Source organism: Bacillus sp. UMB0728, assembly GCF_002858875.1.
Taxonomy (GTDB): domain Bacteria; phylum Bacillota; class Bacilli; order Bacillales; family Cytobacillaceae; genus Bacillus_AB; species Bacillus_AB infantis.
Window position 1 is genome coordinate 213,643 of sequence record NZ_PKLA01000006.1, and the last position, 25,108, is coordinate 238,750.

Consider the following 25,108-nt stretch of genomic DNA (forward strand, 5'->3'; position numbering starts at 1 on the left):
TTTTATACTTGCTTATTTGTGCATAATCATATAAAATAAGGTCAAGTTACAAGTTCAAATGACCTTAAAATTTATATAAAAAGGATGAGAAGAATTGGGTAAAAGGATATTTTACTTTTTATTGACCAATGTGCTGGTTCTGTTGACCATCTCGATTATTTTTTCACTGATCGGCGGCGGAAATTACATGAATGCACAGGGCGGGATTGATTTTGCTTCCCTGCTGATATTCAGTGCTGTCATTGGTTTCTCCGGATCATTCATCTCCCTGGCAATGTCGCGCTGGATGGCAAAGCGGATGATGAATGTCCAGGTGCTGAAGCCTGAAGGGTCTTTATCTCCTTCTGAAAGGCAGATTGTTGAAAAAGTCCACCGCCTCTCAAGGGCAGCAGGACTCACACATATGCCGGAGGTCGGAATCTATCATTCCCCTGAGGTTAACGCATTTGCGACCGGACCTTCCAAAAAGCGTTCATTGGTTGCAGTATCGACTGGTCTGCTTCAGGAAATGGATGATGATGCCATTGAAGGCGTTATTGCCCATGAAGTTGCCCATATTGCCAATGGCGATATGGTGACCATGACCCTCCTGCAGGGTGTAGTGAACACATTCGTCGTCTTCCTGGCCCGTATTGCTGCCTGGGTGGCATCACGTTTTGTAAGGGAAGAGATGGCTCCGATTGTCCACTTCATCGCAGTGATTATCTTCCAGATCGCATTCTCGATCCTTGGAAGCCTGGTCGTGTTCGCCTACTCAAGGCATCGCGAATACCACGCAGACCGGGGAGGCGCAGATCTTGCCGGCAGGGATAAAATGACCCATGCCCTCCAAATGCTGAAAGCCTACTCTGCCCGTATGAAAGGCGAAGAGCAGACAGCGATATCAACCTTGAAAATTAATAACAAAGGCAAGCGTTCCCTATTCTCAACCCACCCTGATCTGGATGAGAGAATCAGACGTTTGAACAGCTAATAACACAAATGCTGGCCCGTTAAAGGCCGCCTTCCCCCGGCGGATTTAGCGGGCCGGCATTTTTTTGCTTCTGCTTTCTTTCCTGAAAACGAAAAGCACTGCTGCTGCAGTGCTTCTCCTAAATCTCAAATTCTGCTATACATTTGTTTTCGCATTTCCTTCACTAATGGGGTAATCTTCTTCAGCTCTTTCGGAAACAGGCTTCTTCGACCAATAGGTAGCCAAAATCGGGCCGGATATATTATGCCATACAGCACCAGCTACACTCGGCAGTGCTGCGAGAGGGCCAAAATGGGCCGTGGCAAGCGCCACACCAAGACCTGAGTTCTGCATGCCGACCTCAATGCTGATGGCTCTCCTTGTGCTTTCATCCAGCCTTAAGGCTGACGCGGCCAAATAGCCCAATAAAAGCCCCAATCCATTGTGAAGCGCTACAGCTGCAAAGGTCAGCAGCCCTGCCGATGCAATGTTGGCTACATTTCCTGCTACCACAGCTGCGACAATAATAATGATGGCAAGTACGGAAATAAGCGGAATGATCGTGATGCCTTTTTCTACAGCCTGCGGCATAAAACGGCGGATAAGCAGGCCTAGAACGATCGGTACAATGATGACCTGAACAATCGATAGGATCATGGCTTTCGCATCCACCGGCATCCACTGGCCTGCCAGCAGCAGCAGGATAAAGGGGGTTGCCAGCGGGGCAAGCAGCGTTGAAAACGAAGTCATAGCGATGGAAAGAGGCAGATTCCCTTTTGCCAAGTAAACCATCACATTGGAAGCCGTTCCCCCTGGTACAGACCCAAGCAGGACCAGGCCGGCTGCAAGCTCTGCAGGCAGATCCAGAAGGTAAGCAATTGCAAATGCCCCGAGCGGCATGATGATGAACTGGGCACAGACACCGATGATAACAGGCACCGGATTTTTAAAAATAAGATTAAAGTCGGTCCCTTTCAAGGTCAGCCCCATTCCAAACATAACAACGCCAAGCAGGATGGTGATATAGCTGCCGAACACAAGGAATGGGTCAGGCAGCAGGTAAGCAATTATCGCCATGCAGATGACCCATATGGCAAAATATTTGCCGGCAATTGTACTGATTGTTTCAAGAACCTTCATCAATTTTCCCCCGCTTTCTTTTTAAACAAGTTTATTGGGATTCAGGAGGCCTTCAGGATCAATGGCCCGCTTGATTTTCTTCATCACCTCATAGGCCGCGCCATGCTCCTTCTCCTGATACTTCTGCTTGCCGATTCCGACCCCATGCTCTCCTGTACAGGTCCCGCCGCGCTCCAGTGCATACATGACAATCCGTTCATTGAACTCCTCTGCCTGCTGCACCTCCAGCGGATCATCCATATTGATCATCAGCAGCACATGAAAATTCCCGTCCCCGACATGCCCGACTATGCCCCCGGCCAATCCCAGTGCATCGAGGTGGACCTTGCTGTGTTCCACAGCTCCGGCCAGTTCTGATATAGGCAGGCATACATCTGTTACCATCATCTTCTTTCCAGGATACCCGTGAATATAAGCATAAGCGAGATTATGGCGCGCCTCCCAGAGCTGCGTCCTGGAAGCGTTGTCAGTTTCAAAGTCAATTTGTTCTGCCTGGCATTCCTCAGCGATCGCCTTCATGAATTCAACATCCTGCTTCAGCCCGGCCCCGTTTCCATGAAACTCCAGAAACAGCGTCGGCTTTTCAGCATACCCGGTACCGCTGAATAAATTAACCTGCTTCATTGAAGCCTCATCAACTAGCTCTCCCCTGGCTATCGGAATTCCTGCCTGGAGGATGCTGACGATTGCTTCGACCGCAGAGGTGATGGTGGGAAATGAAGCCCTTGCCGCCAGAATGGCTTCCGGTATGCCATACACCTTCAAGGTCAATTCAGTAAAGCATCCCAGCGTCCCTTCAGATCCGACAAACAGTCCATTCAAATGATAGCCGGAGGATGATTTGGCCGCCAGATTGCCTGTATGTATAATGGTCCCGTCAGCTGTCACCACTTCAAGATCGCGAACCTGATCCCGCATCACTCCATACCTGACCGAGGTTGTCCCGCTTGCATTGGTCGCAGCCATCCCGCCTAAAGTGGCATCTGCCCCAGGATCAACCGGGAAAAACAAACCATATTTCTTCAGGACTTTGTTAAGCTGGGACCGGGTAACGCCCGGCTGCACCCGCACAAGAAAATCCTTTTCCCTGACCTCCAGCACTTTATCCATTTTTGAAAAATCGACAGTTATCCCGCCGTTATAGGGGATCACATGTCCTTCCAGGCTGGTTCCGCGCCCAAATGGGATAACCGGCATTTTATGCCGCCTGGCAGTTATGATGATTTTTTGGACATCCTCCGTCGATTCCGGAAAGACGACGACATCCGGCAGGCTTTCTTTATGATAGGATTCATCCCGGCTTCGCTGCTCCCTTTCTGTTTGATTGACAGAAACCTGCCCTTCTCTTAACATACTCTGCAGTTCTCCTATCGCTTCCGCGCTGACTGTATTCATGCATCTCTCTCCCTGCTGAATAATGGTTCATACCAATTAGTTATATATTCAGATTGGTCCAACCTTTTCGTCCATTTTACTAAATTGTCTGAAAAAATCAATAACTTCTTTCAAAGTATTGAGCTTTCCCTGGATTTTCTGTATGATGAAATCGCTTTACCTGTCATTTTTAGGGAGTGAAAAATATGAAAAAAAAGGCCTATGAAACTATAATAGATCACCTCCAGAATATACTTTTTTCCGGTGCCTTCCAGCCCGGGGACAGGCTTCCGACTGAAAGGGAACTGGCATCCCGCTTTAAGGCGAGCCGCACATCTGTCAGAGAAGCCTTAAGGCAGCTCGAAGCACAGGGGGTGCTCGAAATCAGGCAGGGCAGCGGGAGCTATCTGAAAGCCCGTCCGAATTCCCGGCCGGAGAGCGTCTCTTTTACCATCGAAAATGAAAAAACCAAGCTTGTCTATGAGATGCTCGAGCTCAGGCGCGCCTTGGAAGTAGAATGTGCCGGGCTTGCAGCACAGAGGGCAGGCTCTCTGGATTTGGAGCCGATCAGACAGGCCCTTCTCCTGATGGAGAGCACGGATGATGCAGAGCTGGGGATTAAGGCGGATGTCGACTTTCATTTCGCCATTGTCAATGCCGCCCGCAATTCCATCTTTGCCAAACTGTTTGAAACGGTAAGCGGACATATGAATGACACCATCCGTGCTACTAGGAAGGAAAGGCTCCTCGATCCATCGAGAAGGCAGGATACCATTGAAGAGCATAAAGAAATCTTTCTGGCCATCGCTTCAGGCCAGGTCCAAGAAGCAAGGCTCTCCATGGAAAAGCATATCTCCCTAATCAGGAGAGAGCTTTCTTTAGGAATGATAGATAGGCAGCAGGTACAGTGAGCTTTTTATAAGGCTGAAATCAGGAGGATCATTATGTATTGGGAGACTATGCCCGGCTGGTTTTGGGCCATTTATTATTCTATTCTGTTTAGCTCGATGGTTGCCGCTGTCTATTGTATTATGAAAGAACAGCTGAAGATTCCATCTGTCATTTTGATTTTCTTTGTACTGAGTGTACCTATTGCCAGCATGGCTGCCAGCACTGAAAGAGGACCCGGAATAAATGAAATGGAATACTTTATCGGCCAGCTGCAGCAGGGCATCGGCTGGACCTTATTTTCGCTGGCAGGTTATTTATATTTGATGCTGTGGTGGTTCCTTTTCTTTTTCAAAAGAGGTGTCATCACAGGAAAAGTAAGGAGATTTCTTCTTAATCAAACGTTTGATTAAAGAGGCTTCAGCACTTGGGGCATATGCATTTTGGTTCTGAAGCTTGGACTCATGGGTGCAAAGCTACGGATCAATTGCTTTTAAGAACTTTATCTTTGCGCTCCCCCTGCAGCTTCTCGTTATGGGGCGTCTTGTCCGCTTTCTATTCGAGAGGTTGTTAAAGGCAGGGAGATTGAAGAATCAGCAGTTTAATAGTCTTCAAAGGAAAAAGGGCGGTTCTCCCGCCCTTCCTTTTAATCCACTGCTCTTAAATGGAACACATAAGACTGAAAATCCCCGCCGCGCTCGGCCGTCTTTCCATTAACGCCGTTAAATTCAACGGGAAGCTGCAGCCCGGTCTGCATCAGCTCATCTCCGTAATAGCTTCTGCTGCTTCCTGATACCTGGTACATAATAGAAGGATCCAGTCCTGAAAGCTTCAGCGTTTGCTGTTTCGGCGGATTCGCCATTGCCAGTACCTTATACCAGCCAACCAGCGCCTCCGTTTTGTCCTCATTCACTGTCAGCCAGGCTGTTTCGTTTCCTTCAAAAGGACTCAATAATCTGCAGAAATGCCCGTCCCTTATCAGGCGCCGATGCTGTTTATAAAAAGAAACCTGCTCTGAAATCCGGCTGCGCTCTTCATCTGATAGACTAAGAGGATTCAATTCATAACCAAATGTTCCAAAATAGGCTGTATTGGCCCGGGTAGACAGCGGAGTCTCTCTTAAAGTCTGGTGGTTCGGCACGGCAGACACATGTGACCCGATGCTGTACAGAGGATAGGCAAAGGAGGTCCCATATTGGATCTTCAATCTTTCGACTGCATCTGTATCATCGCTGGCCCACGCCTGCGGGGCGTAATACAGCATTCCTGGATCGAACCTGCCTCCCCCGCCTGCACACGATTCAAATAATACCTCCGGAAATTCTGATGTCAGCTTTTCATACAAGCGGTACACTCCAAGAATATAACGATGGAAGAACTCACCCTGCTGCCCAGCCGGAAGATTCGCTGAAAAGGCTTCCGTGATATTCCGGTTCATGTCCCATTTTATGTAGGACAATCCTGTCATTTTAATGATGCCTGACATTTTCTCATATAAATACTCGACGATCTCTTCCCGTGAGAAGTCCAGCACCAGCTGATTCCTCCCCAGGGTTTGGCCGACCGCCCAGTCGGGATGCTTTTCATACAGCCTGCTTTTCGGGCTGATCATCTCCGGTTCGAACCAAAGGCCGAATTTCATTCCGGTTTCCTTTATTTTTTCTGCGAGCTTCTCCAATCCATTCGGGAGCTTGCTTTCGTCTGTTTCCCAGTCTCCCAGCGAGGTTGTGTCATCATTGCGCTTGCAAAACCAGCCATCATCCAGGACAAACAGCTCGATTCCCAGCTCTGCAGCAGACTTTGCGATATTCACCAGCTTTTCTTCGTTAAAATCAAAGTAGGTGGCTTCCCAGTTATTAATCAGAATCGGCCTTTCCTTTTTGCGCCATTGTGCAGGAATCAGATGTTTCCGGTAAAGATTATGGAAGGCCTGGCTCATCCCGTTCAGCCCGCTGTCAGAGTATATCATCACTGCTTCCGGGCTCTGGAATGACTCCTTTTCCCCCAGAGACCAGTGAAACCCGAAAGGATGGATGCCAGCTGTAAGCCTTACCGCTTCATAATGGTCCACCTCAGCCTGAATGATGAAATTGCTGCTGTAAACAAAGTTTAAGCCATAGACCTCACCGTTATGCTCTGTCGCATCAGGCCTCGCCAATGCGGCAAACGGATTATGATGGTGAGAGCTTGCACCTCTTATGCTTGAAATGGACTGAATTCCTGCCTGGAGCTTTCTTTCCTTCACATGCCGCTCCCTTGACCAGGTACCTGCCAGATGAAGAAAGCGAAAGTTACTATCAGGTAAATCAATGGACGCACTCATTAAACGGTCTATTTCAAGAGACTCTTCTCCTTCATTTTTAAGGAGGACGCTTCTTGTGATCGCAGGATGATTCTTGAAAATGGTGTAATTCAGCAAAAGCTCTGCCTGAAGTTTTTCATCCCTTAAAAAGATCTGGAGCGTAGCCGCTTCCCCATTCTCTTCCGTATAGGTGGCCGGAAGCCCCTTTAGCAGGGGCTTCCCTTCCATTATCTTAAAACGTTCAAACTGAAAGTCAGGAATATGATTCAATCCATTTCGTTTTACCAAAATGGCAGGTTCCCTGAAATCTGAGCTGCCATAGACAGGATATTCCTGGCGCAATGTCTCAAGGGAAAAGGCAGGATCATCTGCATAAGGGTGGCAGCTTGCTGCGGTCGGTACATCATAAATCTGTAAATGGGAAAAATCCTCCCGGTGGCGGAGTGCCTTTCCGTAATAAAGATGGCCAAGCTGGCCATTTTTCATGACGTGAAAAATATAGCTGACCTGCCCATTTGTCAGATGGAACTGTCTTGTCTCACTGTTTGCATGTATTAGCATAGGATCACCTGCTTCAAAAAATTCTTACACCCGTTCAATGACAAACTCGAATACCATGTCTTTCTCCGGCTGGATTGTATGTTCGCTGTGGACAGGAGCCCCCCAGCTGTCATCGCCGCCCACACCCATCTGGCGGCCGGCAACCGTCACCACTGTGTAATGGATATCAGGCAGTTCATAGTGATGGTTTGCATGCTCCAATTCGAATGCCATGTATGGAGAGACTGTACACTCCACCGGCTCCCCTTCTGCTGAGATCCTGATGCCTGAACCATTCTGATTGGTTATGTCCACTGAGCGGACGCCGGTACGGTTTCCGGACTCCTGCGGCATCACATAGCCGGAGACATTATCTTTCACTGTGTTCTGGAATCTTCCAAGCCTGGCCCCACGGCTGCGGTCATCATAATTCTCCTCCGGCCCAAGGGCATACCAGTCAAGCTTTTCATATTCAGCCGGCACCTTGAAGGAAAGGGCGAATGTCGGCATTTGCGGTAGGTTATCTGCACCATTGTATACGGATCTTACATGCAGGGAACCATTCTCGCGTACTGTGTAATGAACCTTTACGCTCATCTTTTCGCTGATGGAAAATTGATAGCTGAACGCAATTTCGGCAGAGCCCGCTTCTTCTTCCTTTACTTCCACCGCTGTACACTGCCTTGCCAGGCTCGCCGCATACCATGCCCCTGATGTGAATCCCTGTGCAAATCCCCTGTCATTGTCTGTAGTTGCTCTCCAGAACAGCGGGAAGACCGGATACGAAATCATTTCTTTTCCGGCATATTTGAGCGAGACAAGTGTTCCAGCCTGCTTAGAGAATATGATGGAAAAATCGCTTCCATGGACACCGATATTTACGTCTCCTTCTACAATCCTTAGTTTCCCAGACACTGCTTCAGCTTTTTGCTCACCTTCCACCTCGAAAATATATTGGCCGAATGCAGCTTCATGCCCCTGCTCAGCCCATTGCTCCGGCTCTCTAAGGATAAGCGAAGCTGTAATGCAGTACTCACCAGCCTTCTCTCTGATAGCTTCAGGCCATTCGAAGGCTGCATATCCTTCTTCACCTGGATTTACAGACAAGGACGAAAATCCTTTAAAAATCTCATTTCCCTCATGCTGCAGTGTATACTGCAGATCATACTGTTCCAGATTAGTAAACAAGCTTTCATTCTTAATCCTGGCACCGGCCCATTCTACTTCCAGCTTGAAGTCCTGATACAGGAATTTCACTTCCTGCATTTTCGGGGACAGCTCCCGGTTGGCATATACAATGCCGTTCGTGCAGAAGCCATAATCGGTCGGCCTGTCGTCAAAGTCCCCCCCATAGGCAAGGAATTCTTTGCCGAAACGGTCTTTTTTCACCAGTGACTGATCAATATAATCCCAAATAAAGCCGCCCTGGTACATCGGGTATTTGTTTTCCAGATCAGTATATTTGTACATGCCTCCAAGCGAGTTGCCCATCGCATGCATATATTCACAGCTGATGTATGGCTTTTCGGGATCTTCGGTTAAGTATTTTTCAATATCGGTCGGCTTGGCATACATCCGGCTTTCCATGTCACTCGTTTCGCTGTAATTCCGGTCATAGAATACCCCTTCATAATGAACGAGCCTGCCGGGATCTTTTTCCTTGAAGTATTTTGAGACGTTCAGGATCACATCGCCGGCATATGATTCATTGCCGCAGGACCAGATCAGGATGGATGGATGGTTCTTATCCCGCTCATACATGGAAATTGCCCGGTCCATGACGATATCCTGCCATTCCGGCAGATTCCCCGGTATATTCCAGGAAGGCTCGACTTTGCCCATCTTCTGCCATGATCCATGTGTTTCAAGATTCATTTCATCAATCACGTAAATCCCGTATTCATCACAAAGCTCATACCACAGGCTCTGGTTCGGATAATGAGAGGTGCGCACAGCGTTGATGTTATGCTGCTTGAGTGTCTTTATATCCCAGAGCATATCTTCCCTGGTGATTGCCCTCCCCGTCCGGCAATTGAATTCATGCCGGTTGACGCCCTTAAAGACAATCCGCTGTCCGTTCAGGGTCATGATTTTATCCTTCATTTCAAACCTTCTGAACCCAACCCTTTCCGGTATAACTTCTTCTATGCTTCCGTTTTCTCCATATACCGTAAGATAAAGCTTATACAGGTTAGGCTGCTCCGCACTCCATAATGCAGGAGAGTCGAGCCCGAGAGTGAATTCCCAGCTCCCGCCGCTTTCAACTGCCTCTCCTGAGGAAACACGGTTCCCAAGGTCGTCATATAAATCTGCTGCAATCCGTGACGGAACATCACTGCCCTTCAGCAGTTCCAATCTTCCCTTCAGCGTACCGCTGGTGAAATGATCATCAAGCTCTGTCCTGACATCAAGGTCATTGATGTGAGTGCCGGGCACCGTATACAGATACACATCCCGGAATATCCCGGAGAAGCGCCAGAAATCCTGATCCTCCAGCCAGCTTCCTGTACTGCGCTGGTATACTTCTACAGCCAACTTGTTATCACCATCCTTAAGGTATGGTGTCAGCTCAAACTCAGCAGGAGTAAAGCTGTCCTCGCTGTAGCCGACGAATTCTCCGTTCAGCCACACATAAAAAGCGGACTCCACTCCCTGGAATGAAATATAAAGAGGCTTGCCTTCCATAGATTCAGGCACCGTAAATTCTTTTACATAACTTCCGACAGGATTAACGTCCTGCGGAATCTCAGGCGGGCGGATATCAGCAAGGCCGTCCCATGGATACATCGTATTCGCATATTGGGGTTTGCCGTAGCCCTGCAGCTGGATGTGTCCGGGGACATTGATGAAATCCCAGCCATCACACGAAAATTTTTCCTTGTAAAATTCGGCAGGCCTCATATCGGGGTTCACCGAATAATTAAATTTCCAGCTGCCATTCAGGCTGTGTCGCATGCTCATGGAAGCACCCGCCCTGGCTTCTTCCAGTGTTTTATAGTATTTATGGTCTGAGTGTGCGGGGAGGCGGTTCACTGCAAACACACTGACATCCGATAGCCAATTTAAAGATGGAGTTGAAGACATTTTTCCTGCACTTCCTTTTTATAAAAAGTTTATTTAACCGATCCCATCATCCCTGCCACGAAGTGCTTCTGCATAATGAAGAAAATCAGTGCAGACGGGAGGGTCGCAATGACAATAGCTGTCATGATCACACCATAGTCAGGTGAATAGCTTGAACCTAAGTTGGATATCAAAAGCGGAATTGTCTGGTTTTCCGGTGACTGCAGGACAACCAGGGGCCATAGATAGCTGTTCCAGCTTGCCATGAAGGTGATGATTGCAGCTGCAGCATAAGTCGTTTTCATGGTTGGCACATAAATGCGGAAAAAGATGCCCAGCTCAGAAAGACCATCGATCCGCCCGGCTTCGAGTATGTCGCGCGGAAACATTTTTGTGCTCTGCCTGAAGAAGAAAATCAGGAAAGCGGTAGTAATCGTCGGCAGGACGGCTGCCGTGAGAGTGTCGATCCCGATCATCGGCATGGTCTGCGATATGGTTCCGAACATGCGGAATAAAGGCACCATTAAAGCAGCAAACGGAATCATCATTGATAAGAGCAGGATATTGAAAACAATATCCTTCGCCCGGCTTCGGTAGATTTCAAAGCCATAGCCTGCAAGGGAAGCAATCAGAAGCGCCAGCAGAGTCGTAGAAATCGAGATTTTTGCTGAGTTCATCAGGGCTGGAACGAGATCAACCGTATTCAGGAGATTCGTCACATTATCCATAAAATGGCTGCCCGGAAGAAGTCTGCCTTTTGTTACATCTGCTGACCTGTTTGTCGAGCTGACGATCATCCATAGAAATGGGAATATGGAAATGATAGAAGCCACTATCAGAACGGTGTAGCCTATTATACGATTCGATTTACTCATTTCTGTCACCTGCCACTTTAAACTGAATGATGGAGAAAATGACAATCAAGATGACAATGGCATATGAAACCGTTGCAGCATAGCCAAAATCAGGTGTGTACTTAAAGGAAAGATTATAAATATATTGAGAGATTGTCATGGTTGCATTTGCCGGTCCGCCCGCTGTGATATTCATGACTTCGTCAAACAGCTGCAGTGTACCGATTGTTGATGTAATAGATGTAAAGAGAATGATCGGCTTCAGCATGGGCACCGTTATTCTGAAGAACTGCTGAAAAGATGAGGCCCCGTCCATTTTGGCTGCTTCATAGATTGACTGATCCACATTTTGAAGAGCCGATAAATAAAAAATCATATTATAACCCGTCCATCGCCAAGTGATGGCCACAATGATCGTTACTTTTGCCCAGAACGGATCAGTGAGCCAGGAAATCGGCTCAGAAATAAGCGCCAGCTTCATCAGCATAATATTGATGATTCCATCCTGGCTGAAAAGGTACTTAAAGATGACCGAGTAGGCTACCAGTGAGGTCACACACGGTAAAAAGATGGCTGTCCGGAATAATCCCTTCCACTTAAGTGTTTTGTTGTTAAGCAATACAGAAAGGAATAAAGCCAGAATAATCATCACTGGCACCTGAACAATCAAGAAGATCACAGTATTCTTAAGAGTCGTCAGAAAAGTAGGATCCTTCAAAAGCCGGGTATAATTATCAATCCCGGTGAATTGAAGATTTGCTCCTGTCCCTGACTGAAACGAAAGAAGTAATGCCTGTACCATCGGATAAAAATAAAACAAGCAAATCAATCCTGCTGCAATGACGATAAATGACCATCCCACTGCACCATTCTTTATTTTTAATTTTCTATTTGGCCTTGCTGTGCCTGGGCCCTGCCCTGGCTTTTCTGCTGTAACTGTCTGGCTGGCTTTTGCCGGCATCATATTCATCAGCTCCCAACCTTGTTCTAGTAGGAAAAAGCCCCGTTCATCCGCCTGATAATCAGTTAGCTCCATTAAACCGAAAGGAGTAGCCGGCGAATTCCCGAGGCTTAATTCTTATTTAATTTTATTGAATTTGCGCTTCTGCCTGTGCCTGTGCGTCTTCAAGTGCCTTATCCAAATCTTTGCCCTTCAGATAGTTCTGCATTTCAACTGCAAGGATATCTTCAATGGCATAGGTGTGCAATCCGTAGTTTACTTGAGGGATCTGCTCTGTCCATTTGGCAAAGTCAGAAATAACCTCCTGGCCGCCGAAGAAGTCATCGCCTGATGTATATGCCTCTCCTTCAGCAGCTGGTTTATAAGTGCCGATTGCCCCGATCTCGGTATTCAGAGTCTGATAAAACTCTGAATCAGAACCAAAGGTTTTTGCCAGGAATTCTGCAGCTTTCTCTTTTCCAGGGATGTTCAGCACGTACCATGAGCTGCCGCCGAGATTGGAAGCATTTACTGATCCGGAAACGCCGGACTGCTTCGGCTGTGCTGCTACTGTCCATTTGCCGGACTGGTCAGCTTCTGCTTTGATGGATGCAGTAATCCAGTTGCCCGAAGGAACAGTTGCCACATCTCCGCTGTTGAAGCCTGCCACGAACTGGCTCCAGTCTGAAACCGGTTTAACAAGGTCTGCATCCAGGATTGCCTTGTACGTCTTGAAAGCTTCCTTCAATGCTTCATTGTCTGCCAAATCAGGTGTTTTTCCATCTTCCTTCAGATACCAGGAGCCGCTGGACTGAATCATGGTGCGGATCAGCCCAAGATCTTTCGGGTCTTGAGTCAGCATATGTTTGCCTGTAGCTTCTTTAACCTTTTTACCGATTTCTATATATTTGTCCCAGTCAATGTTTTGGATATCTTCAGGCGTATAGCCTGCCTGCTCAAGGTAATCAGTTCTGAAATACAGCCCTGTGACACCTGTATCAAACGGGAGCCCGTAATTCTTGCCATCCAGGCTCGTCGGCGCGATCTTGTATTGTGCGAAATCATCTGCATTGAATGAATCTGTCAGTTCGTAGAACATATCAGGATATGCCTGCAGGAAGCTTTGCGCCCGATAGTCCTCGATCAGGACGATGTTCGGGAGACCCTTTGCCGTCCCTGAGCTCAGGCTTGTGTTTAGCTTTTGGATGATATCCGCCTGTGCATTCTCAACAATCTTTACGTCAAGCTCAGAATCCTCTTTCTGATAGGCTTCTTTTGCCAGTTCGAGAGCTTTGATGTTGAAGTTTGGATCCCATGCCCAAACTGTTATTTCATTTGTATCTTTTGATTCTCCTGAAGCATCTTCAGTATCTGACCCTGAAGAACAGGCAGACAGCATCAATACCGCAATTAATAAAAAGGCCAGCAGCTTTTTCATTGATTCCCCTCCATCTATTTTTGTAAGCGTTATCTTTCTGTCTTTATCGTAGCATCTTAAAAGGAGGGAGTATTAGGAGGATTTTTTTTTACATTTGTAATATCTTTGTCTCATGAATGCGTTTTCACCGGTTGTTCTTTGGACTTTCTTTAGAAATTTGGACGATTTTAAGCTTGTGGGAGCGGTATGGTGAGCCGGATGGTTGTCCCGTCTCCCGCCTTACTGGAGATGGATACACCCGCATCGTCTCCATAAATGAGCTGCAGTCTATCATGCACATTTCTCACGCCAATGCCGGTGAAAAGCTGCTGCTTGCTTTTAGCAGGCATTTGCTTATCTTCCTCAATCTCCATTCCGTCACCATTATCCACTACCTCGCAAATCAGCCTGCTGTTCTCCTTCCAGATCAGTACATTGATATAGCCTCCATCCTTCCGATTGAACGCATGGAAAAAGGCATTTTCCATAAAAGGCTGAAGGATCAGATTTGGAATAGGCTCATTCAGGCAGTCCGGTGAAACAAAATAATTGGTCTTAATTCGGTCTCCATAACGCTTTTGATTAATAAAAGCATAATTTTTAAGATTATCGAGCTCCTGCTTAACCGTCACGGTTTCACTCGGAGAGCCGATTGTGTTTTGAAGCAGTGATATCAGCGCCATGATGGTGTTTTCCGCCTCCTGCCTGCCGCCCTGCTGAACCATAAAACGGATTGATGTGAGCGTATTATATAAGAAGTGCGGATTGATCTGCTGCTGAAGGGCTGCCAGCTCGGCATTGCGCTTTTCCTTCTGTGTCTGCATCAGTTCCTCGACATAATCATGCAGCTCGTCCAGCATACTGTTGAATGCATAGGCGATTTTCTTTGTTTCATAGGTCCCTCCCACAGTCACATACTGGACAAAGTCATGCTTCGCAGCCCCTGAGATTTGCCGTGCTAAAGTGGAAAGAGAATTTGTAAGCCGGCGTGAAGCAAAAAACACGATAAACAGGACGGCAATTACAATTAAAATGACAATTTGCGCGATATCGCTTTTATCAATCAAATCTCCGAACGCTACTTCCTTATCTATGACATTGAATAGATACAAATCAAAGGAAGGCAGATATTCCATGAGGATGATGTGATCCTTTCCCATGAAATTCCCCACTTTATAAGGCTCAGGTCCTTTCAATTCCTCCGTATAGCGGCGCAGATCAGTTGACGTCCGGCCAATCAGGTCCGGCCGGCTGCTGGAAAGTATCACACCCGAATTATTGGTAATGAAGACATGATTTCCAGGACTGGTATAACTGGCATAAAACTTTTTGAATTCTTTTTCCTGGATGGCAAAATACATCTCACCATAATCCCTCCCCGAAATCGGCTCCCTGATGGCTCTCGTGGCGACGATGAAATTCCTGTCATCCGACTCAATATCCTTCCCCGGCCTATAGTCATACTGATACAAAAGCCTCTTGGGATTCCGGAGGGTGTTTTTCCGGATGGCACTCCTTCTAAGCTCCTCATCGGTTATGGGCCAATAAGGACGGTCGGTCGCATAGTCTATTCCATTCTTGCCTGTCACGACAATGCCAATTTCATAGGCGTCAAGATAGGATTTGATCCTGTTCATCTGCTGGTACATATTAAAATATGAAACCATCTGCTCATATTCTGTTTCTTCATCTGTCAGTATCCGTTTGACAGTCCCATTTTGCAGAACATTATTGGAAGCTGTCACGATAGAGTAATGGAAGGATTCAAAGCTGTCCTTCACCTGATTCATTACCTTTGAGTTGGTTATGCTGAACCTGTCGATAAAAAACTGCTCTGACATCCTGACGATTGTGACAGTCAGCACAGCGGCAACCGATATAATAATAAACACTGTGAAAAGGAACTGCTTCATAAATAATCCGTTAAGTCTCATAGTCGCTCATCTCTTATCTTGTAAAATATTTTCGTTTATACTGGCTTGGCGGCAGCCCCGTCCTTTTCTTGAACACCCTGCAGAAATAGCTGTGATCTGAAAATCCGACCAGCCCGCTGATTTCCGATATCGTGGCCTCCCCCTTCAGCAATAGCTTAGAGGCCTCCTCAATCCTGATTTTGTTCAGCTGCTCAATAAAGCTTCCCTCGTTATGGGCCGAAAAGTAGCTGGATAAATAGGACGGATTAAAATGAAAGTGTCTGGCTGCTTCTGTCAGTGTAATAGGCTCGGCATAGTGTTCTTTCATGTATTCAATAATTTTTTTTATGGTAATCCCGTTTTGGTTGTCAGCAGGAATCAGTAATTCATCCACCTCTTTTATAAAACGTGCCAGAACATCAAGTGCCTCTGAGGCAGTCCCTGCATCTTCAACAGCCTTAAAGTATTCATATTTTTTCATTTGGATCGCATCCGCTTCAACAGTCATATTTCCCAGAATGACCGTAATATTAAAAATCGCATTCCCTAAAAATGCTTTAAATTCAAAAGGCGCAATAGAACTGTCCTTCGCCAGGGAAGAGGTATGCTCACTCAGATAGGCCAGTGCAGAATGAACATTTCCGTTTTTGAATTCCTCTGTAAACCGTTCCAGGCTGAACTCATTCCTCTCTGAAGAAGCTGCAGGCAGATCTTCTTCCTTTAAGACCCCTTTTTCAGGAAAATAAAAGGAATAGGGAAGCAGATTCAGTATGCTGTCCTTCCACACAGCACCGAGATCGGATAAGCCTTCAAATTTACGGCTGAGCGCCACTGCAGCCGTATCTGCACGTGCTGCAGCTTCCTCAATCACAAGGAAAAGCCGGGCTTCCTCTTCTTTTTCTATATTGATCAATATCCCTGCAATGCTTTCGTCTGTAAAAAAGGGAATTGCAGCGGCTTTAGGCGCCTTTTGACTGATCCCTGCTTTAACTTGATGGACAAGCTCTGCGGCAGTACTTGCTGCACGTTTTGCCTCAATGCCAAGAAGATAAAAAGTTCCAAAGGGAAAACTTTCTTCTATAGCTGACTGGTCCATAACCGCTTCATAGCCTGCAGCCAGCTTTTCTATCACTGATTCTATTGAATGGCTGCTGTTTCCCCCGGTTTGCAGGAGGGAGGGAATCTTGCTGGCAGCTGCCTGGAGTACTTTCAGCAGCCCTTCCGCATCAAGCTTCGGTTTTAATATATAGTCAACCGCCCCGTTCTGGAAAGCTGCTCTGACATAGTCGAACTCCCCATAGCTGCTCAATACAACAATCTTTATATCAGGATAACGTTCAGTCACAATCCTTGTGAGTTCTTCTCCATCCATAATTGGCATGACAATGTCTGTCAGAATGATATGCGGCCGCAACGCCTCAATCATGTCCAGTGCCTCCTGCCCATTCGATGCCTCTCCCGCAATCCTGAATCCAGCCTGCTCATAATCCATATAATGCTTAATTCCCTGCCTGATTAAAACCTCATCATCTACAATCAGCACTCTGCACAGCTCTTCCTTTGGCATAATTGACCCCTCCATGCAGGAATTTGTGTTTTTCTTTATTATAAATCACTGCCGTAAACGTTTTCATAATTAAATACAGGAAAATTCCGATGTAAGATAGCGATAGATTATCTAAATGAATATGATTCTACCAAATTTTTTAATATTTCTACATAAAAACTGAATGATTCTACATAAATTTTGCTTTTTTCTACATAAAAATCACTTGATTCAACAAATAATACATTTTATGGTAAAAACAAGAAAACGCCAGCCCCTCTGGACCAGCGCTTCCCTTCATTCATTTTTATTTATCTTCTGCAACCTTCACCAGCTGCTTGCCCATATTCTTTCCTTCAAATAGTCCAAGGAAGGCATCAAGGATATTATCAAATCCTTCCGTTACTGTTTCTTCGTATTTGAGCTTTCCTTCGCTGACCCATTTGCCGAGGTCGGCAGCTGCTTCTTTGTAGCGGCTGGCGTAATCCCCGACTGTGAAGCCTTTCATGAGCGCGCTCGTTTTGATCAGCTGGCCCTGGACGCGCGGACCTGTATCTTCACCCTGCTTGTTATAAGCTGAGATAGCTCCGCATACCGGCACCCTGCCAAATTTGTTCAAAAGGCTGATGGCTGCATCGCCAATTTCTCCGCCGACATTTTCAAAATAAACATCAATGCCGTCCGGACAGGCCTTTTCCAAAGCCTCGCGAATATCGCCAGCTGTTTTGTAATTGATGGCTTCATCGAATCCAAGCTCATCCTTCAGATAAGAAATCTTCTCATCAGACCCTGCAATCCCGACTACCCGGGCACCCTTGATCTTAGCAATCTGGCCGACTGCGGATCCTACTGCTCCTGCCGCACCTGAAACAACGACGGTTTCATTTTCCTTCGGCTGCCCGATATCAAGAAGCCCAAAATAGGCAGTCAAACCTGGCATTCCCAGGATCCCAAGGTGAGTTGAGACCGGTGCAACCTGAGGATCAATTTTGCGGACAGCCTTTTCTGAGGCAACGGAATATTCCTGCCATGGCAGCATTCCGACAATATAATCACCTTCATTAATAGCATCCGACTTGGACTTTACGACCTTGGCCACCCCTCCGCCGTGAAGCGCCTCATCGAGCTTAAATGGCTCTACATACGATTTTGCGTCAGACATCCGCCCGCGCATATAAGGATCCACAGACAGATAGACCGTCTGAAGAAGAACCTCTCCTTCCTTCGGCTCCTCGACCTTAACATCGGCAAAACGGAAATCATCCTTCACAGGTGTCCCTTTCGGACGTGAAGCAAGCTGAATTTGCTGCTGAGTATTCGGTAGCATGGTTATCCTCCTCTTAAATGATAATTGCACTTTACCATATTGCTGAATGGTGATTCAATCTTGAAGGGCCAGCTTCCGCATATCCCGACGAAATACCCAGCGTTCCTCCCGCCGTGCCAGGCACCGCAAAAAGACAGTTTTCAGCCTTTTGTCCACGAAGGGTGCCAGACACGGTGAAACAAAATGGCTGCTCGTTCGTATATAATGACAAGGAAGATTATGTAATTACAACTCTTCCATCCCTGATGATAATCATGAAAGAGGTGAACCCCTATGCCGACCATACTTGCTGTTAACCTTTGCATCGTTTTAGTTCTTTCTGCATTTATATCCTATATTACGAAGGACGGAAAAAAGAAGGACAAGGGATTTGTTTTGTCTTACTATCAATTGAGCCATAGAAGAAAAGTGATCCGTACTTTATGGGAGCTTCCTTTCATCATTCTCCTCCTGACCCTGATGTTTTATCTCACGGAACTTGAAACTATCTATAAGCTGTCCCTTTCCGCCCTGCTGTTCTTCGTGTTCATCGGCCAGTTCTGCTACAACTACTATAAATGGAAGCAGCAGGAAAAGGCATGATCGGCTGAGATCATGCCTCTTCCTCGTTCAGCGTGCCTGGCACCGCAAAAAGACAAATACCCGCTATTTGTCTACACACGGTGCCTGACACTGGCAGCATCCTCCTAAAAAATAGTCCCCTTAAACTTCGCAGGCTTTGTAACGTAGCTTTCAATTATGTACCCGCAGCCAGTGCAGATGATATGCTCAACGGGTGATCCAAAGCTCATCTTATTGTCGGGTATGATTGTCCCATATCCGTGCTGACTGCCTTTGCCCAATTCCTTCCCTTCGCATTTCGGGCATTCTCCTGCTATTTTTTTCATCGGTATCTCCTCCTTTTTTAGTGCTCTTTTGTATTTAACTGAAATTCCCCAGCAGCTCATCCTTCCGCGGCCGCCAAATCATATGATGGGAACCCTTTCCCCAATAATTCTCCATGACAACCACTGGCTGTCCAAACTTCCGCTTCCATATTTCCTGGGCCCTTTTATACCCGCTGTCGAGGCAAAACTCTTCAATTCCCCTTTCACAGAAGACAGGGTGCAGGCTGCTCAGCAGCCGGCTGCCGATTCCCCGGCCTTGAAAATCAGGGTGGACAAAAACTGTGCCCACTTCAAATAAACCGCTGTACTCCCAGCCAGTGCCTTCCAGGATCAGATTGCTGGCGGGTCCAAATTCAACAGTGCCGATCACTTTTCCATCCACCTGCGCAAGCAGAAAATACCGATTCTCCCCCCGGCTTGAAAGATCCTCCAGCAGGTACTCTTTTTTTACTTCAATCTCTTTCTCAATATCATCTAAAAGCCCTCCGATGCCTTCCTTGTTAAACGTATCGGTGATCACCATTCTAAAAAAGCCATTCAGTTCCGCTGTATCCCCGTAAACAGGTCTTCTGATATGCATTTCTTTCATCCTCATCTATTGATAAACTGCCGATGCTGCCAGAACAAGGCATACTGCAGATGCTAAAAACATAGCGGCTGCAGCCCCCCGGCTAGCCTTCAGCTTTATCCCCCAGGCTACAAAGAATACGGCAGCCGCAGCTTTAGAAGCCCCTTGAAAGATTGAATCATCTGAGAAAACAGAACTGCTGAATAAAATCGACAAAAGCAGAGATCCTGTGATCAAAATCTTGAACCACAGCGGTTCTCTTAAGAATAGACCCGCGAACAGCTTTACCTTTTTCATTGGTCATAACTCCCTTCTAAATTAGAAAACACTGGTTTAAAAAGGATTGCATTTTAGAGAACCTTTAAGAGCATTTGTTTCCTTGATTTATAGAAAATCCTTTCAGCGGGATACCTGTCTGTCTCTATATTACGACGAAGATTCGATTAAGTTGCATTCTACTGGAAAGATTTTCAGAATACTTCTTGAGGTAACCAGTTATCCCCGTCCCTCAATGCTGAACAAATCTCTATAAGAATGCTTTTACTTCCTGTACCAATAGAAAAGCCTGCACAGATATACTGTACAGGCTTAGCCTATTATCTCCCTACTATTCTTGTGAAAACTTAAAAGCAGTAACTGACCGGAAGCTTTCCCCTGCTATCAAAATACAGGATGGAAATTCCGGGTGATGCACTGCATCCGGCAGCCCCTGGGTCTCCAGGCAAACGCCCAAATGATTGGCTGCTGTTACACCGCGTATGGAGAATGGCCCCTCCAGTGTATTGCTTGTATAAAGGACAACTGCAGGCTGATCGGTTTCAACTACAAGGCGCCGGCCGCTTTCTGCGTCATATAAGCTGATTTCTTCATTCTCGTTTTCAGCGAGGAGGAATGGATGGTCATAGCCGCTGCCGACCCGTATATTCTGCGGGTTATCCGAAGTGTTCCCATCCTTGAGTTTTCGGCCCTCTGTAAAATCAAATACCGTTCCATTGACAGGCACGAGCTTGCCGGTCGGGATGAGCGCTTCATTCAGTTCCGCAAACCGGTCACTTTTAAGCGTCAGTTCATGATCGAGGATATCCCTTTTCAGATCTCCGCTCAGATTAAAATACGAATGATTCGTTACATTGACAATCGTATCTTCATCACTGGTCCCTTCATAGCTGATCTCCAGCTCGTTCCGGTCATTCAATGTGTAAGTAACCTTCATCTCAAGATTTCCTGGATAGCCTTCTTCGCCATCTTTGCTGACATACCTGAAAATGACACTTGCATAATCCGGCCCTTCGGAGATTTCTGCATCCCAGAGCTTTTTATCAAACCCCTCTACTCCGCCGTGAAGATTATTTCCGCCGTTATTTTTGGCCAGCTTATAGGTTTTGCCATTCAGCTCAAATTCCCCGCCGGCAATCCTCCCGGCATGGCGCCCGCAGACTGCTCCAAAGTATGGGGAATGCTGCTGGTACTCTTCCAGAGTATCAAAGCCCAGGACTACATTTTCCATCTGCCCATCCCGGTCCGGCACAAGGATTTTTGTGATAGTGCACCCATAATCGAGGCAGGAAACCTCCATCCCCTGCCTATTTACTAATGTAAAGATGGAAACTGTCCGTCCATCCAGCTCTGCAAACTTCTCTTTAACTGCCTTCATTTGCAAGACTCCCATTCTTTTAAATATGTGTTCCGGATTTGCACTCAATCAAGCTCTGCCAGAAAGCCAGCAAACCGGCTGAAAGCCGCCAGGCCAGATTCAGTCTGCTTGAACACGCCTGCATCTTCAAGGACCCTTACAAACTTATACCCGATTTCTTTACGTATAATAGATCCGGCTGTTTCACCGGTTAACTCAGCAGCATACTTCTCTTTCATTTCAGCAGCCCATGGCAGGTGGTAATCCTTTACCTCTGAAGGCTGATCCAGCAGGAACTTTTCTATCTCACTGATTTCCTTTTCCAGACGCGCAGGCAGAACGGCCAGCCCCATCACTTCGATCAGGCCGATGTTTTCCTTTTTGATATGATGGACATCGGCATGCGGATGAAAAATGCCGAGCGGATGCTCAGTGCTCATGCGGTTGTTCCTGAGGACAAGATCCAATTCATAAAGTCCATCCCGCATTCTTGCAATCGGTGTGATAGTGTTATGCCTCGTCTCTCCTGTAAATGCCTCAATTTCAGCTTCTGCATCACTGTATTGAACCCATGCTTCAAGGATCATCTCTGCTGCATCTGCAAGCTCTTCCTGTTTTTTGCCTTTCAGGCGGATAACAGACAGCGGCCATCTCAGCATACTGGCGCTTATATCGGGGAAACGGCTCAGCTGGAACGAGCCTATTTCATCTGCACCTGCCATAGCAAACTCATAGCTGCCGCCCTGATAGTGATCATGGCTGAGTATGGATCCGCCGACAATCGGCAGATCCGCATTGGAGCCAACGAAATAATGCGGGAACTTCCCTGTAAACTCGAGCAGTCTCGCAAAAGTGCTGCGGTCGATTTTCATATCACGGTGCTCCCCGCAAAGGACGATGCAGTGCTCGTTGTAATATACATAAGGAGAGTACTGCAGGAACCACGGTTCATCAGACAGCTCCAGGTCGATGATCCGGTGGTTGGAGCGCGCCGGATGCCCCGGACGCCCTGCATATCCTTCATTTTCTGCACATAGCAGGCACTTCGGATAATTGGAGGAGACCACTTTTATCTCCCGTTCGCGTGCTATCTGCTGCGGATCCTTCTCCGGCTTGGACAGATTGATCGTGATGTCCAGTTCGCCATAATCGGTGGCGATTTTATAATTGATATTCCTTGCAATGCTTTTGGTCTGGATATAGTTGCTGTTCCGGCTGAGATCGTAAAAATACCTGGTGGCCTTAGCAGGGCTTTTCTCATATTTTTCATAGAACTCTTTATTCACAGAAGAAGGCTTTGGAACAAGCACATCCATAATTTTGCTTGAGAGAATATCTTTATCGCTTTCAAGGCTGGTTATAATGCCTTCAGCCACCGCATGCTCAACCAGGTCTTCCAAAAGATCGGGAATACTCTTTTCCCCTGCTTCGGCATGCTCCGGATAGTCAACAAGCCCAATCAAAGACATGATTTGATTTCGCGCATAAATTGTGTCACGCTGCTCAATCATTCCGAGGGCTGCCGCCCTGCTCACCAGCGTCTCTATGCTCGTATAAACGTCCATTCCAAGCCCTCCTTAATCGTTATAGCCGTGCGGATGCGCCTGATGCCAGCTCCACGCATCTTCAATGATCTGCTTGATGCTTGTTCTCTGCGGATTCCATCCAAGAACTGTTTTTGCTTTTTCTGATGAAGCGATGAGGGTGCTTGGGTCCCCGCTTCTTCTTGGAACGACTTTAGCCGGAATCTCATGCCCGGTCACCTCTCTGACCGCTTCGATCATTTCCTTAACAGAAAAGCCCTGCCCGCTTCCGAGATTAATGATCTCGCTTTTTCCGCCATTCTGCAGATATTGCAGGGCAAGCAGATGGGCGCCGATCAGATCCTCGACATGAATATAGTCGCGGATGCAGGTTCCATCTTCTGTATCATAATCATCGCCGAAGATTGAAATATGCTCCCGCTGGCCGAGGGCCACCTGAAGAATGATCGGGATCAGATGGGTCTCAGGCTGATGGTCTTCCCCGATCTCACCTGTGGGTCTTGCTCCCGCCACATTGAAATAACGGAGTGATACATATTTCAAATCATGGGCCGCTTCACACCATTTCATGATTTTTTCCATCGTCAGCTTGGTTTCGCCATAGGCATTCGTAGGATTGGCAGACATCTCTTCCGTGATCGGCATTGTTTTCTGCTCTCCATAGGTGGCTGCGGTTGAAGAGAACACAATATTCTTTACATCGAACTCGTTCATCACTTCGAGCAGCACCTGAGTACCGTAGACATTATTGTTGAAGTATTTCAGCGGATTCTCCATAGATTCGCCCACAAGAGAGTTGGCCGCAAAATGGAGGACGCCGTCAATGCTTTCCTTTTCAAACACACTGCGCAGAAACTCCTTGTCGCGGATGTCCCCCTGATAAAACTTCGCATCCGGGTGAACCGCTTCCCTGTGGCCTGTCTCAAGGCTGTCAACAACTACCGCTTCATAATTCTGGTCGATCAGCTGATAAACAGCATGTGAACCAATATATCCTGCACCGCCAAGAACTAAAATACTCATCCATGCACCTCCAAAATGATTTCCTTGGTTCCATCCCCGACACTTGCTGCGTAGAAATCTGCAGCATAGCCGATTCTTTTCATATATTTTTTGCCTACCTCTTTAATGAAAGAAGCAGCTTTGTCTTTCTCAACAATGGCAATCGCACATCCGCCAAACCCCGCACCGGTCATACGGGCCCCAAGCGTGCCTTCCTGCTGCCAGGCGGCTTCCACCAGAGCATCGAGCTCTTTTCCGGTTACTTCATAATCATTTTTCAGCGACTGATGCGACTCATTCATCAGCTTTCCGAAGTCTTCAAGGCGCCCTTCCTGCAAAGCCTTGAAAGCTTTTAGCGTCCGCTGGTTTTCACAGACGGCATGCTTCGCCCTTTTTTCCAGGACTTTATCCCCGATCAGCTGCTTATGCTGTTCAAATTCATCCTCTGATAATTCACCAAGTGATGAAATGGAAAGCTTAGACTGAAGCTTAGCAAGCGCTGCTTCACACTCGCTCCGCCGTTCATTATACTTTGAATCTGCCAGCTCCCTGCGCTTATTCGTATTCATGACCATGATCTGATAATCTTCCAGATTGATAGGGGCATATTCATACTTCAAAGTATTACAGTCAAGCAGGATGGCGCTTCCAGCCTGGCCCATGCCAATGGCAAACTGATCCATGATGCCGCTGTTGACGCCAATGAATTCGTTCTCGACTTTTTTCCCAAGCTTTACAAGTTCAATCCTTCCGATATTAAAACCAAATAGCTCATTAACAGTTACTCCGATCAGTATTTCAAGTGAAGCAGATGAAGAAAGCCCGGCGCCGTTCGGGATATTCCCGTACACGTATAAATCGATCCCGACTGGCAGCTTCCAGCCGGCTTCTTCTATATAAGCAATCATACCTTTCGGAAAATTCGCCCAGCCATGTTCTTTTTTATACTCCAGTTCACCCAACGAAAATTCGACGATGCCTGCATCAGGGAAATTCTTTGAATATACCCGGACAATCCTGTCGTTCCGCTTCTTAACCGCTCCATATGTCCCAAGCGTAATGGCACAGGGGAATACATGGCCGCCATTATAGTCAGTGTGCTCCCCGATCAGATTGATCCTCCCTGGAGAAAAGAAAAGCCTGGCATCCCCTACCATAGAGTCAGTATATATGGTTTGAAAGTCATTAATCATTGTTTGAAGTTCCATATCGTCATCT

General features: G+C 46.9%; 21 protein-coding genes. 4 read left to right on the forward strand and 17 right to left on the reverse strand.

From position 1 onward, the window contains the following. Positions 1–94 precede the first annotated feature (94 nt). On the forward strand, positions 95–973 hold the full coding sequence (gene htpX, locus CYJ37_RS22635; RefSeq protein WP_101552025.1) for a protease HtpX: 879 nt from the start codon (positions 95–97) through the stop codon (positions 971–973). Positions 974–1,108: 135 nt separating this feature from the next. Here the strand turns inward: htpX and CYJ37_RS22640 are convergent, their stop codons facing one another. Together CYJ37_RS22640 and CYJ37_RS22645 are read right to left on the reverse strand one after the other, a co-directional pair. Next, positions 1,109–2,092 (reverse strand): bile acid:sodium symporter family protein, encoded by a 984-nt coding sequence (locus CYJ37_RS22640; protein WP_094768017.1) that lies wholly within the window; start codon positions 2,090–2,092, stop codon positions 1,109–1,111. Between the two features lie 21 nt (positions 2,093–2,113). Next, on the reverse strand, positions 2,114–3,487 hold the full coding sequence (locus CYJ37_RS22645; protein WP_094768016.1) for an FAD-binding oxidoreductase: 1,374 nt from the start codon (positions 3,485–3,487) through the stop codon (positions 2,114–2,116). Positions 3,488–3,672: 185 nt separating this feature from the next. On the opposite strand from CYJ37_RS22645, the gene CYJ37_RS22650 reads away from it, so the two are divergent. Both CYJ37_RS22650 and CYJ37_RS22655 read left to right on the forward strand, forming a co-directional pair. Next, on the forward strand, positions 3,673–4,377 hold the full coding sequence (locus CYJ37_RS22650; RefSeq protein ID WP_165352694.1) for a FadR/GntR family transcriptional regulator: 705 nt from the start codon (positions 3,673–3,675) through the stop codon (positions 4,375–4,377). A 33-nt stretch (positions 4,378–4,410) separates the two neighbouring features. Further along, entirely contained in the window at positions 4,411–4,767 is a 357-nt protein-coding gene (locus CYJ37_RS22655; RefSeq protein ID WP_101552029.1) for a hypothetical protein, read from the forward strand. A 233-nt stretch (positions 4,768–5,000) separates the two neighbouring features. On the opposite strand, the gene CYJ37_RS22660 is transcribed toward CYJ37_RS22655, so the two are convergent. The 8 genes from CYJ37_RS22660 to CYJ37_RS22695 form a co-directional block, all read right to left on the reverse strand. After that, on the reverse strand, positions 5,001–7,217 hold the full coding sequence (locus CYJ37_RS22660) for an alpha-galactosidase (RefSeq protein WP_101552031.1): 2,217 nt from the start codon (positions 7,215–7,217) through the stop codon (positions 5,001–5,003). 24 nt (positions 7,218–7,241) lie between these two features. After that, complete coding sequence (locus tag CYJ37_RS22665; RefSeq protein ID WP_101552033.1) at positions 7,242–10,280, reverse strand: glycoside hydrolase family 2 TIM barrel-domain containing protein; 3,039 nt, start codon at positions 10,278–10,280, stop codon at positions 7,242–7,244. A 29-nt stretch (positions 10,281–10,309) separates the two neighbouring features. Beyond that, positions 10,310–11,134, reverse strand: coding sequence for a carbohydrate ABC transporter permease (locus CYJ37_RS22670; RefSeq protein ID WP_022543283.1), 825 nt, complete (start codon positions 11,132–11,134; stop codon positions 10,310–10,312). Beyond that, positions 11,127–12,077, reverse strand: a complete 951-nt coding sequence (locus CYJ37_RS22675) for a carbohydrate ABC transporter permease (RefSeq protein WP_374703166.1) — start codon at positions 12,075–12,077, stop codon at positions 11,127–11,129. Before CYJ37_RS22675 ends, CYJ37_RS22670 begins: the two co-directional genes overlap by 8 nt. A 124-nt stretch (positions 12,078–12,201) precedes the next feature. Continuing rightward, the gene (locus CYJ37_RS22680; protein ID WP_101552038.1) at positions 12,202–13,491 is read right to left on the reverse strand and encodes an ABC transporter substrate-binding protein; all 1,290 of its coding nucleotides are present in this window, start codon (positions 13,489–13,491) and stop codon (positions 12,202–12,204) included. Between the two features lie 167 nt (positions 13,492–13,658). Beyond that, a complete protein-coding gene (locus CYJ37_RS22685; RefSeq protein WP_248138479.1) occupies positions 13,659–15,404 on the reverse strand; it encodes a cache domain-containing sensor histidine kinase in 1,746 nt (581 codons plus the stop codon). 13 nt (positions 15,405–15,417) lie between these two features. Continuing rightward, on the reverse strand, positions 15,418–16,950 hold the full coding sequence (locus tag CYJ37_RS22690; RefSeq protein WP_180827421.1) for a response regulator transcription factor: 1,533 nt from the start codon (positions 16,948–16,950) through the stop codon (positions 15,418–15,420). 286 nt (positions 16,951–17,236) lie between these two features. Continuing rightward, positions 17,237–18,256: an NADP-dependent oxidoreductase gene (locus CYJ37_RS22695; RefSeq protein ID WP_101552042.1), complete on the reverse strand. Its 1,020-nt coding sequence runs from the start codon at positions 18,254–18,256 to the stop codon at positions 17,237–17,239. Positions 18,257–18,529: 273 nt separating this feature from the next. Between CYJ37_RS22695 and CYJ37_RS22700 the strand changes: the two genes are divergently transcribed. Beyond that, positions 18,530–18,838, forward strand: coding sequence for a hypothetical protein (locus tag CYJ37_RS22700; RefSeq protein WP_101552044.1), 309 nt, complete (start codon positions 18,530–18,532; stop codon positions 18,836–18,838). Positions 18,839–18,942: 104 nt separating this feature from the next. Here the strand turns inward: CYJ37_RS22700 and CYJ37_RS22705 are convergent, their stop codons facing one another. From CYJ37_RS22705 to CYJ37_RS22735, 7 genes are all read right to left on the reverse strand, one after another. Further along, positions 18,943–19,143: a transcription initiation factor TFIIIB gene (locus CYJ37_RS22705; protein ID WP_101552046.1), complete on the reverse strand. Its 201-nt coding sequence runs from the start codon at positions 19,141–19,143 to the stop codon at positions 18,943–18,945. Between the two features lie 34 nt (positions 19,144–19,177). Continuing rightward, complete coding sequence (locus tag CYJ37_RS22710) at positions 19,178–19,732, reverse strand: GNAT family N-acetyltransferase (RefSeq protein ID WP_101552152.1); 555 nt, start codon at positions 19,730–19,732, stop codon at positions 19,178–19,180. A gap of 6 nt (positions 19,733–19,738) precedes the next feature. Next, on the reverse strand, positions 19,739–20,008 hold the full coding sequence (locus tag CYJ37_RS22715; RefSeq protein ID WP_101552048.1) for a hypothetical protein: 270 nt from the start codon (positions 20,006–20,008) through the stop codon (positions 19,739–19,741). Positions 20,009–20,318: 310 nt separating this feature from the next. After that, positions 20,319–21,365: an aldose epimerase family protein gene (locus CYJ37_RS22720; RefSeq protein ID WP_101552051.1), complete on the reverse strand. Its 1,047-nt coding sequence runs from the start codon at positions 21,363–21,365 to the stop codon at positions 20,319–20,321. Positions 21,366–21,409: 44 nt separating this feature from the next. Beyond that, positions 21,410–22,909: a UDP-glucose--hexose-1-phosphate uridylyltransferase gene (galT, locus tag CYJ37_RS22725; RefSeq protein WP_101552053.1), complete on the reverse strand. Its 1,500-nt coding sequence runs from the start codon at positions 22,907–22,909 to the stop codon at positions 21,410–21,412. A gap of 12 nt (positions 22,910–22,921) precedes the next feature. Further along, a complete protein-coding gene (gene galE / locus CYJ37_RS22730) occupies positions 22,922–23,911 on the reverse strand; it encodes a UDP-glucose 4-epimerase GalE (protein ID WP_009792474.1) in 990 nt (329 codons plus the stop codon). Beyond that, complete coding sequence (locus CYJ37_RS22735) at positions 23,908–25,098, reverse strand: galactokinase (RefSeq protein WP_101552055.1); 1,191 nt, start codon at positions 25,096–25,098, stop codon at positions 23,908–23,910. The genes galE and CYJ37_RS22735 overlap by 4 nt, the downstream gene beginning before the upstream one ends. Positions 25,099–25,108: the final 10 nt, after the last annotated feature.